Annotated in this window: 8 protein-coding genes; 4 read left to right on the top strand and 4 right to left on the bottom strand. The window is 77.1% G+C overall.

What is annotated here, in order from left to right:
- Nucleotides 1-357 (top strand): exonuclease SbcCD subunit D C-terminal domain-containing protein (locus ACSNOK_RS25110; RefSeq protein WP_436783036.1); only part of this gene is annotated, 357 nt, incomplete at its 5' end.
- A 76-nt stretch (nucleotides 358-433) separates the two neighbouring features.
- On the top strand, nucleotides 434-3517 hold the full coding sequence (locus ACSNOK_RS25105) for an AAA family ATPase (RefSeq protein ID WP_436783035.1): 3084 nt from the start codon (nucleotides 434-436) through the stop codon (nucleotides 3515-3517).
- Here the strand turns inward: ACSNOK_RS25105 and ACSNOK_RS25100 are convergent.
- A complete protein-coding gene (locus ACSNOK_RS25100; RefSeq protein ID WP_436783034.1) occupies nucleotides 3462-3953 on the bottom strand; it encodes an Lrp/AsnC family transcriptional regulator in 492 nt (163 codons plus the stop codon). The two genes, ACSNOK_RS25105 and ACSNOK_RS25100, sit on opposite strands and share 56 nt — an antisense overlap.
- Nucleotides 3954-4172: 219 nt before the next feature.
- Here ACSNOK_RS25100 and ACSNOK_RS25095 point away from each other — a divergent pair, with 219 nt between their 5' ends.
- Nucleotides 4173-4670, top strand: a complete 498-nt coding sequence (locus tag ACSNOK_RS25095) for a rhodanese-like domain-containing protein (protein WP_436783033.1) — start codon at nucleotides 4173-4175, stop codon at nucleotides 4668-4670.
- A gap of 2 nt (nucleotides 4671-4672) precedes the next feature.
- Here the strand turns inward: ACSNOK_RS25095 and ACSNOK_RS25090 are convergent, their stop codons facing one another.
- From ACSNOK_RS25090 to ACSNOK_RS25080, 3 genes are all read right to left on the bottom strand, one after another.
- Entirely contained in the window at nucleotides 4673-5536 is an 864-nt protein-coding gene (locus ACSNOK_RS25090; RefSeq protein ID WP_436783032.1) for an ATP-grasp domain-containing protein, read from the bottom strand.
- Between the two features lie 295 nt (nucleotides 5537-5831).
- Nucleotides 5832-7520, bottom strand: coding sequence for a DUF885 domain-containing protein (locus tag ACSNOK_RS25085; RefSeq protein WP_436783031.1), 1689 nt, complete (start codon nucleotides 7518-7520; stop codon nucleotides 5832-5834).
- A 32-nt stretch (nucleotides 7521-7552) separates the two neighbouring features.
- Entirely contained in the window at nucleotides 7553-8938 is a 1386-nt protein-coding gene (locus ACSNOK_RS25080) for a GNAT family N-acetyltransferase (RefSeq protein ID WP_436783030.1), read from the bottom strand.
- A 192-nt stretch (nucleotides 8939-9130) separates the two neighbouring features.
- Here ACSNOK_RS25080 and ACSNOK_RS25075 point away from each other — a divergent pair, with 192 nt between their 5' ends.
- Nucleotides 9131-9745 carry a flavin reductase family protein gene (locus ACSNOK_RS25075; protein ID WP_436783029.1) on the top strand — a complete coding sequence of 205 codons (615 nt, stop codon included), beginning with the start codon at nucleotides 9131-9133 and terminating at the stop codon, nucleotides 9743-9745.
- Nucleotides 9746-10440: the final 695 nt, after the last annotated feature.

Genomic DNA, 10440 nt, shown 5'->3' with positions numbered 1-10440 from the left:
CGCCCGCTCGCCCGGATCCGCGGCCGGCTGGACGAGCTCCTGGACGACCCGGCCCTCGACCGGTACGCGGACGCGTGGGTCGAGGCCACGCTCACCGACCCCGTCCGCCCCAAGGACCCCATGGCCCGGCTGGCCGCCCGTTTCCCGCACGTCCTCAGCCTGGTCCTGGACCCCGAGCGGTCCCCCGAGGACCCCCTCGCCTCGTACGCCCGGCGGCTGCGCGGCAGGACCGACCAGCAGATCGCCGAGGACTTCGTCGCCCACGTCCGGGGCGAGGGCCCCGACGACGCCGAGCGGGCCCTGCTGACCGACGCCCTCGACACCGTCCGGGTCGCCGCCGCGGAGGGCGAGCGATGAGCCCGCGCCGCCCCGAGAACACGATCACCGTCCACCGCGCCGGCTGCGGCGACCCCGCCACCGCCGAGGGGCACCGATGAGACTGCACCGCCTGGAGATCACCGCCTTCGGCCCGTTCGCCGGCACCCAGCACGTCGACTTCGACGAGCTCTCCGCCGCCGGACTGTTCCTCCTGCACGGCCCCACCGGCGCCGGCAAGACCTCCGTCCTCGACGCCGTCTGCTACGCCCTCTACGGCGGCGTCCCCGGCGCCCGGCAGAACAGCGGGCCCGGGCTGCGCAGCGACCACGCCGCGCCGGACACCCCCACCGAGGTGGTCCTCGAACTGACCGTCGGCGGACGGCGCCTGGAGATCACCCGGCGGCCCGAACAGCCGCGCCCCAAGAAGCGGGGGAGCGGCTTCACCCGCGAGAAGGCGTACAGCGCCCTGCGCGAACTGCGCGACGGACAGTGGCACGGTCTCAGCCGCTCGCACCAGGAGATCGGCGAGGAGATCACCCAGCTGCTGGGCATGAACCGGGAGCAGTTCTGCCAGGTCGTCCTCCTCCCGCAGGGCGACTTCGCCCGTTTCCTGCGCGCCGACGACGCCGCCCGCGCCGGGCTGCTGGGCCGGCTCTTCGACACCGGCCGGTTCGCCGCCGCCGAGAAGCGCCTCGCCGAGCTGCGCGGGGCCGCGGAGGCCCGGGTGCGCGCCGGGGACGAGCGGCTGCTCGCGCTCGGCCACCGGATGCGGCAGGCCGCCGACGACCCCTCGCTGCCGGAGGTCGGCACACCCTCGCCCGCCACCGCCACTCCGGCCGCCCCGGCCCGTGGCCGGACGGGCGTCCCCGGCCCGCGGGCCGCCGAGCCGCCGCTCGCCGCCGGCGCCCCCGGGCTCGCCGCCGCCGTCCTGGAATGGGCGGCGCTCGCCCGGGCCGGCGCCCGCGAGCGCGGGGCCGTCACCGCGGCGGCCGTCCGGGCCGCCGAGGACCTGCACGCGCGCGCGGCGGAACACGCCGCCGAGGTCCGCGAACGGGCCCGGCTCCAGGGGCGGTACGCCGAGGCCCGCCGCCGCGCCGGCGAACTGGCCGCACGCCGCCCGGAACGGGACGCGCTCCGCGACCGGCTGGAGCGGGCCCGCGAAGCCGCCGCCGTCGCCCCCGCCCTGGAACTCCGCGCCGAGGCCGACCGCCGGCACCGCACCGCGGCCGAGGCCGAGCGGCGGGCCCGCGCCCGGCTGCCCGAGGAGCACCGGGAGGCCGGCGCCGACCGGCTCGCCGCCCTCGACCACGCCCACCGCGAGGAGCTCGGCTCGCTCGCCGCCGCCCGCCGCGCCGAGGCGCGCGCCGCCGAGGTCACCGCCGAGCTCGCCGCCCTCGACCGCCAGGCCCGCGCCGACGAGGACGCCCTCGCCGACGACGCCGACTGGCTCGCCGGCTGGCCCGCCCTGCGCGAGGAGCACCGGCGCCGCCTCGACGCCGCCCACGAGGCCACCGCCCGCGCCGAACAGCTCGGCGCGCGCGTCGCCCCCGCCGAGGAACGCCTCGCCGCCGCCCGCCGCCGCGACACCCTGGCCGTCGAGGCCGCGGCGGCCGAGGAAGCGGAGGCCGCCGCCCGCGACGAGGCGGCCCGCGCCCGCGAGCACTGGCTCGACACCAAGGAACGCCGGCTGCGCGGCATCGCCGCCGAACTCGCCGCCGGACTCGTCCCCGGCGAGCCCTGCACCGTCTGCGGCGGCACCGAGCACCCCGCCCCCGCCCGCCCCGCGGACGGCCACGTGGACCGCGCCGCCGAACAGACCGCCGAGGCCGCCTACCGGCGGGCCGAGGCGGCCCGCGAGGAGGCCGCCCGCCGCCACCGGCCGCTCCACGAGGCCCTGGCCGCCGCCCGCGCCGCCGCCGGCGAGGCGGCCACCGCCGAGCTCGCCGCTCTGGCGGACGCCGCCCGGCGGGCGTACGCCGAGGCGCGCACGGCCGCCGCCGACGCGCCCGCCGCCCGGGCGGCCCTCGCCGAGGCCGAGCGCGAGTACGAACGGCGTCGCGACGCCCAGCAGGCCGCCCGCGTACGGATCGCCGCGCGCACCTCCCACCGCGAGGACCTGGAACGGGAACGGGCGGGACTGCGCGACGAGTTGACGCGGGCGCGCGGCGGCGAGGCGTCCGTCGCGCGGCGCGCCGCGGCCCTGGAGGAGCGGGCCGGCCTGTTCGCCGCCGCCGCCGGGGCCGCCCGCGCCGCCGAGGACGCCGCGACCGCCCTCAAGGAGGCCGACGACCGGCTCGCCGACGCCGCGTACCGCGCCGGATTCGCCACCCCCGCCCAGGCGGCCGGCGCTCTCCTCGACGCGGCGGAACTCCGCGCGGCCCAGGCGCGGCTGGACGCCTGGGGGCAGGAGGAGGCCGCCGTCGCGGCGGCCCTGGCCGACGAGGAGACGCTCGCCGCGGCCGGTCTGCCGCCCGCCGACCCGGAGGCCGCCGACGCCGAACTGGCCGCCGCCGTCGGCCGGTTGCGGGCCGCCTCCGACCGCGACGCCGAGGCCCGGCGCCGCTGCGACGCCCTCGACCGGCTCTCCGCCGAGGCCACCGCCGACGTGCGGCGGCTCGCCCCGCTGCGCGAGGAGTACCACCGGATCGCCGGCCTCGCCTCGCTCGCCGCCGGCACCTCCGCCGACAACGAGCGCAAGATGCGCCTGGAGTCGTACGTCCTCGCCGCCCGGCTGGAACAGGTCGCCGCCGCCGCGACCGTCCGGCTCCAACGGATGTCCGCCGGCCGCTACACCCTCGTCCACTCCGACGCCCGCGGCACCGGACGCGGCCGGTCCGGCCTGGGCCTGCACGTCGTCGACGCCTGGACCGGCAGCGAACGCGACACCGCCACCCTCTCCGGCGGCGAGACGTTCTTCGCCTCGCTCGCCCTCGCCCTCGGCCTCGCGGACGTCGTCACCGAGGAGGCGGGCGGTACCCGCCTGGACACCCTCTTCATCGACGAGGGCTTCGGCAGCCTGGACGAGCAGACCCTCGACGAGGTCCTCGACGTCCTCGACTCGCTCCGGGAGCGCGACCGCGCCGTCGGTATCGTCAGCCACGTCGCCGACCTGCGGCAGCGCGTCCCCGCCCAGCTCCAGGTCGTCAAGGACCGGTCGGGCTCCAGGGTGCGGCACCTGACGGCCCGTCCGGCCGGCTGAACGCGCGGCGCTCCAGCGGCGACGAGTACACCACGCTCGTCGTCACCGAACCCAGCGCCCCGATCCGTCCCGCCACCTCCTCCAGATGCCGCATCGACCGGGCGGCGACCTTGATGACGAAACAGTCGTCACCGGTGACGTGGTGCGCCTCCAGCGCTTCCGGGGTGGTCGCGAGGAGGTCGTGGAACGGCTTGTAGTTGCCGTTCGGATAGCGCAGCCGAACGAAGGCGAGCACCGGCATGCCCAGCCGCTCGGGCCGGACGACGGCCGTGTACCCCTCGATCACCCCCGCCTCCTCCAGGCGCCGGACGCGTTCGGTCACCGCGCTGGAGGACATGTTCACGATCCGCGCCAACTCGGCGTACCCGGCGCGCCCGTGACTCTGCAGCGCGTCGAGTATCCGCCAGTCGGTGGCGTCGAGGGAATGCTCGCTCATGAGCGGTGTCTAACAGGCGCGTCCAGGTCCGATCAAGGGTTCGCGTCGTGCGTCACATGCGCGGAGCCCCCCCGGGCCGCCGCCCGAGGCGGGCACACCGGGGCAAGTGGGAGAAGACCGGCCTCCGGCTCCGGACGCCGGGGAATCCCCGGCGGGACGGACGCGAGGCCGGGGAATTCCCGTTCACCGCCACCGAGGGCGCCCCATAGATTTTCGGCCATGACAGCGACGACTTCCCCCGCCCTCCCGGCCTCTCCCGTCTCCCGCGTCCTCTCCGTACCGCCCGCCGAACCGGCCGCAGCCGCCGCCTACTTCGCCGCCCGGCTCGCCTTCCACACCGACGTCGCCGACGTCCACGCCGCGCTCGCCGCCGGCGCGGCGGACTTCACCGTCGTCGACTCCCGCTCCACACCGGCCTGGGACCAGGGGCACGTGCCCGGCGCCGTCCACCTCCCGACGGATCGCATCCCGGACCTGGCCGACGCGTTCCTCGACCCGGCGCGGCCCGTCGTCGTCTACTGCTGGGGGCCCGGCTGCGACGGCGCCACCCGCGCCGCGCTCGCGCTCGCCACGCGCGGATACCGCGTCAAGGAGATGCTCGGCGGCATCGAGTACTGGATCCGCGAGGGCTACGAGGTCGAGACCTGGGAGGGCACCCGCACCCTGCCGCCGGACCCGCTGACCGCGCCCCTGGACGGCGCCGACTGCGGCTGCTGACGTCAGCCCCGGGCGAGGGCCGCGAACAGCGCCCCCGGGTCGAGCCCCCGCGGCAGATCGCTCACCTGGCCGTCCCCCACCTCCACCACCCGCCACACCCCGTCCTCCCGCAGCGCCACGTCCGTGGTGACGAAACGGCAGCCCAGCGCGGCGACACAGGGCGTCACCGCGTCGAGCGCCGGCTCCGGGAGCAGGTCCGGGGTGTCCGGGTGGGCGGTCACCAGGACCGGACGGCCGTCCAGCCACCACACCCGCGCCTCGCCCGCCGCCGTGAAGCGCTCGAAGGCCCGCAGGACCACACCGCCGGCCAGGAACTCCGCCTGGAGCTCCACGAACCGGCCGACGACCGCCGCCAGCCGGTCCGTGCCGGCGAGCTCGGGCACGTGACACGCCTCGTCCCACTCGTGCTTGCGGGACTTGACGTAGTCCTTGACCACCGCCGGGCCGCCGCCCAGCCGGGCCGCCCCGGCCGCCAGCCGCTCCCGGTCCGGCGCCTGCCCGGCCGGCGTGGGGAACCACACGCTGCGCGGGGTCACCGTCCTGAACGTCCGGTACCAGCCCGGCAGTTCGTGCGCCCGCCGGTAGTCCCCGGCCGGGGCCAGCAGCGTCACCCCGCGCTCGGCCAGGGCCTCCTCCAGCGCCGCGTACCGAGCCGCGGGCACCATCCACCCCCGGTACCACGCCCCGCCCGCGCCGCGCGGCACGGCCGCCACCGCCCCCGCCGCGTCCCCGGCGAGCAGCGCGTCGTGATCGATCCGCGCGACCCGGAGCCCCCGTTCGCCCGCCGCCGGCGCCTCGGCGGCGAAGTGCGGATCCGTACGGCGGGGGGAGAGCGGGTCGGCGCAGAGGAGGAGCAGAGGGGTCATGGCCCGCAACCCTACGCAGGGAAGGGCCGGGCCCCGCTGCCGCCCGGGCTTCGTCCGCGGGGACTCCGCCGCCGCCCGGGCTTCGTCCGCGCCGGGTCCGGACGGCAGCGGCCCCGCGCGGCTCTCTGCCCAACCATCGGCCGGCACGAAGGGGCGCGGCCGGTCGGGCGGGCCCCGGCCCTACGGCCACGACCCGCCCCGTCCTCGCCCGGGCCACCCCGCCGCGCGGCACCGGATCCGGGCCGGATCCGGGCCGCCCGTGCCCCCGCCGTCGGGTCGCCCGTACCGCCGCCGGTCAGAGCGCCGAGAGCTCCGCCACCAGATCGTCCAGCCCCAGCGAACCCTGCGAGAGCGCCGCCATGTGCCACGCCTTCGCGTCGAACGCGTCGCCGTGCCGCTTCCGCGCCGCCGTACGGCCCGCCAGCCAGGCCCGTTCACCGAGCTTGTAGCCGATCGCCTGGCCCGGCATGCCCAGGTAGCGGACCAGTTCGCTCTCCACGTAGTCCGCCGGGCGGCTGCTGTGCAGCCCGAAGAACTCCTGGGCCAGCTCCGGCGTCCAGCGTTCGCCGGGGTGGTACGGGGAGTCGGCCGGGATCTCCAGCTCCAGGTGCATGCCGATGTCGACGATGACCCGGGCGGCGCGCATCATCTGGGCGTCCAGGTAGCCCAGCCGCCGCTCGGCGTCGGTCAGGAAGCCCAGCTCGTCCATCAGCCGCTCCGCGTACAGCGCCCAGCCCTCGGAGTTGGCGCTGACCTGGCCGAGCGTGACCTGGTAGCGGGAGAGCCGGTCGGCGACGTGCGTCCACTGGGCGAGCTGGAGGTGGTGGCCCGGCACGCCCTCGTGGTACCAGGTGGACACCAGGTCGTACACCGGGAAGCGGGTCAGGCCCATGGTCGGCAGCCACGTCCGGCCCGGGCGGGAGAAGTCCTCGGACGGCGCCGTGTAGTACGGGGCCGCCGCGCCGCCGGGCGGGGCGATCCGGGACTCGACGCGCTTGACCCGCTCGGCGAGGTCGAAGTGGGTGCCGTCCAGTGCCTCGATGGCCTCGTCCATGATGCCCTGGAGCCACTCCCTCACCTCCTCCACGCCCTCGATGTGCGTCCCGTGCTCGTCCAGGTGCGCCAGCGCCTCCCACGGCGTCTTCGCCCCCGGCAGCACCTTCTCGGCCTCGACGCGCATCTCCGCGAGCAGGCGGTGGAACTCGGACCAGCCGTAGGCGTACGCCTCCTCCAGGTCCAGGTCGGTGCCGTTCCAGTAGCGCGCCCAGCGGGCGTACCGCTCGCGGCCCACCACGTCCGGGGCGCCCTCGACGCCGGGGGCGTAGACGTCCCGCAGCCAGTCGCGGAGTTCGGCCAGGGCGCCCGTCGCCACCTCGGCCGCGCCGTCCAGCTCCGCCCGCAGCGCGTCGGGGCCGGGGGCCGTGAAGTCGCCGAACCAGCCCTTGCCGTCCGTGCCGATCCACTCGGCGAGCTGCTCCAGCACCGTGGCCACCTGCCGCGGGCCGCCCGGCAGCCCGCGCTTCAACCCCTCGGCCAGCGAGGCCCGGTAGCCCTCCAGCGCGGCGGGTACCGCCCGCAGCCGGTCGGCGACCGCCGACCAGTCGTCGGCGGTGTCGACGGGCATGAGGGTGAAGATCTCGCGCACCATGTGCAGCGGCGAGTGGATGTTGCTGACGGCGCGCAGCGGCTCGCCCGCGTCGTGCACCGCGAGTTCGGCGGTCAGCCGCTCGCGCAGCAGCCGGGCGCAGCGCCGCTCGGCGTCGTCGTCCGCGCCGGGCAACCGCTCGGCCTCCGCCAGCCGGGCCAGCGTCTCGCGCGCCAGGGCCGCCACCGCCTCCTGCCCCTCGGGCGAGAAGTCCGGCAGCCGGCAGGCGCTGGACGCCACGCCCAGGTAGGTACCGGTGATGGGGTCGAGTTCGACGTACGCGTCGACATAGGCGTCGGCGACCTGGCGGGGCAGCTGAGTACTCGTGGTGTTCGGCATGCGCCCATCCTCGTATGCCGGAGGCCGCCGCGTCACGCGGGATTCACGGGGCGCCGGGGGCGGTTCCCCGGCGCGCGGGAGGCGAGGCGCGGGACGGCCGCCGGGGTGACCCCGGCGGTGATCACCAACGTCCCTTCCTCGACCTGGTAGTCCAGCGGAAGCCCGAGCCCGCGCATCGCCGCCACCATGCCCGTGTTGGACGCCCGGGTGACCGCGTAGACGCTCTCGCAGCCCGCCTCGGCGGCCATCACCACCAGGCGGCGCAGCAGTTCGGCGCCGACGCCGCGCCGCTGCCACGCGTCCTCGACGAGCAGCGCCACCTCGGTCTCCTCGCCGTCCCACAGCAGGTGCCCGAGGGCGACCAGCCGGCCGGACGGCGCGAACGCGGCGAGCGTCCGGCCGAACCGCGGGCCCAGCAGATGGCCCAGGTAGCGGTCGGCGGCGGCGACGTCCCGGACCGGCCCGTGGTAGCGCAGGGCGAGCGTCGCGGGGGAGCAGCGCTCGTGCATCGCCCGGGCCGCCGCGAGATCCGCCGGCCCGGCGCGGCGCACCGTCACCTCGTCCCCGGCGGGCAGCGTCAGGACGTCGTCGCGGCGCGGGAACCGCGGACCCAGCCGCGCGTCCAGTTCGACGAGCGCCCGGGCGCGCGCGAACTCCGCCGGGGTGAACGGGAGATGCGGCCGCTCGACGACGATCGAACCACCGGACGGGTCGCGCAGCCGCAGCACGGTCTCCCGCCACTCGCCCTCCGCCGGCACCTCCGGCGCGCCCGCCGTGCGGGCCGGCACCGAGCGGATCGCGCACCGGCCGAGCAGCCGCCGCAGCGCGAGCGGCAGTTCGGCCGAGTCCAGCGCGGTGCGGGTGGCGAGATCCAGCACCCGGGTGGGGGCGTCGACGAGGTCGTGGGCGTCGGCCCGCTCCAGCCAGGTCGCGCGGCCCCCGCCCGCCTCGGCGGCCCGGGTCAGCGCGTCGGCCGAGAGCCCGCCCGGCGCGCGCAGCAGCAGTTCGTCGACCGTGCCGTCGGCCAGCGGGTGCGTCTGGAGGGCGAGGATGTCGACGTCCCGGCCGGCCAGGGACAGGCACAGGGCCGCCAGACTGCCCGGCTCGTCACGGACCGTGGTGCGCATCCGCCACAGCGTGCTGCCGACGGCCCCTCCCGCCGGCTCGGGGGCCGGCGCGGCCGTGGCGGCCCGTGCCCGCCGCCGCCGGTGCCACCAGGTGTGGAATCCGGCCGTGGCCAGCAGCGCGGCGGCCGACCCGGCCAGCAGGGCCGGCCCGTCGGGACCGTGGACCACGGTGTCGGCCACACAGTCGGCGGCGGCCACGGCGGTGAACAGGGCGGCCAGTTCCGCCAGGTCACGCCGCCAGTGGTGCGCGCGGTCGGGGGCGCCCGCGGGGGTCGCGTCGGTGTCGGTCATGCCTTCCACCCTGACGAAGTGGTGTTGCCCGATCACGAACACCTCGTGTCCTCCGGGTAAAACCGGGAAAGGGGTGCTTCCGGCGCGTTACGGGCGGGTTCGCCCGGGTCTTCCCGGGTCTTCCCGGGTCCTCCCAGGTCCTTCCGGCGGCCCCGGTCAGTCGTCGGGCCCGGGACGTGGATACTGGCCGGTATGCGCGTTGACATCGACTTCGACACCGCCGGGCGGGCCGCCGCCTACCGGCTCCTCACCTCGGTGGTCGTGCCCCGGCCGATCGCCTGGGTGTCCACGGTCGCGGAGGACGGGACGGCGAACCTCGCCCCGCACTCGTTCTTCACCATCTCCTGTGTGGAACCGCCGATCGTGCAGTTCACCTCGGTGGGCCGCAAGGACACCCTGCGCAACGTCGAGGCGACCGGCGAGTTCGTCGTCAACCTGGCGCCCGAGGGGCTCGAACGGCAGGTCAACGAGACCGGCACCGACTTCCCGCCCGGCGTCGACGAGTTCGACGCCGTCGGCCTCGCCAAGGAGCCCTCGCTCGTGGTGAAGGCACCCCGGGTCGCGGACGCGCCCGTCGCCCTCGAATGCCGGTTGCACAGCACCCTGTGCCTCGGCGACTCCACCGTCGTCCTCGGCCGGGTGGTGCACGCCGCCGTCAGCGCGTCGGTACTGGACGGCGACCACCCGGACATCACCCGCATACGCCCGCTCAGCCGGCTCGGCAGGGACGAGTGGGGGACGGTCGGCGGCGTGCGCTCCATTCCCCGCACCCGGTACGAGGACGGGCGGGCGGGCGCCGCGGGCTGACGCGCCCGGGGGGGCGCCCCTCCGCACCTCGGTCAGCCGGCCGGGCTGACGCGCGCCGGCCGGCCGTCCGAGGCGCCCGTCCGAGGCGCCCAGCCGTGGCCCGGCCGACCGCCGGCCTTGGGTGCTCGTTCGGGCGCCTCACGCTCTCCTGTTGTCCGGCCGGTCGCCTGGGGCTGGGCCACGAAAGCCCGGCCGCTGCCCGGCCGTCGTTCGTCCTCGGGCCGGTGCGCCGGCCGGCCGGTCGTCTGAGGCGTCCGGTTGATCGCCTTGCCGAGGTTCGGTCGGCGGCCGGCCTTGGGTGCTCGTTCGGGCGCTTCGCGCTCCCGTTGTCCGGCCGGTCGCCTGAAGCCCAGCCGCTGCCCGGCTCTCGTTCGTCCTCGGGCCGGGGCGCTGGCTGGCCGGCCGTCTGAGGCGTCCGGCCGATCGCCTTGCCGAGGCCCCCGGCTGGCCGCCGGCCTTGGTGCTCGTTCGGGCGCCTCGCGCTCTCCTGTTGTCCGGCCGGTCGCCTAGGGCCGGATCACGAAAGCCCGGCCGCTGCCCGGCTCTCGTTCGTCTTCCGGCCGGGGCGCCGGCCGGCCAGAGGCGTCCGGTTGATCGCCTTGCCGAGGCTCGGTCGGAGGCCGGCCTTGGGTGCTCGTTCGGGCGCTTCGCGCTCCCGTTGTCCGGCCGGTCGCCTGAAGCCCAGCCGCTGCCCG

The sequence above is a fragment of the Streptomyces sp. URMC 126 genome (assembly GCF_051386555.1).
Taxonomy (GTDB): Bacteria; Actinomycetota; Actinomycetes; order Streptomycetales; family Streptomycetaceae; genus Streptomyces.
This window is presented reverse-complemented; position numbering and strand designations above follow the sequence as displayed.

Coding starts and splice junctions, on each gene's coding strand:
- ACSNOK_RS25100 (WP_436783034.1), bottom strand. CDS start 3,953: ATGAGCGAGCATTCCCTCGACGCCACCGACTGGCGGATACTCGACGCG.
- ACSNOK_RS25080 (WP_436783030.1), bottom strand. CDS start 8,938: ATGACCGACACCGACGCGACCCCCGCGGGCGCCCCCGACCGCGCGCAC.
- ACSNOK_RS25075 (WP_436783029.1), top strand. CDS start 9,131: ATGCGCGTTGACATCGACTTCGACACCGCCGGGCGGGCCGCCGCCTAC.
- ACSNOK_RS25090 (WP_436783032.1), bottom strand. CDS start 5,536: ATGACCCCTCTGCTCCTCCTCTGCGCCGACCCGCTCTCCCCCCGCCGT.
- ACSNOK_RS25095 (WP_436783033.1), top strand. CDS start 4,173: ATGACAGCGACGACTTCCCCCGCCCTCCCGGCCTCTCCCGTCTCCCGC.
- ACSNOK_RS25105 (WP_436783035.1), top strand. CDS start 434: ATGAGACTGCACCGCCTGGAGATCACCGCCTTCGGCCCGTTCGCCGGC.
- ACSNOK_RS25085 (WP_436783031.1), bottom strand. CDS start 7,520: ATGCCGAACACCACGAGTACTCAGCTGCCCCGCCAGGTCGCCGACGCC.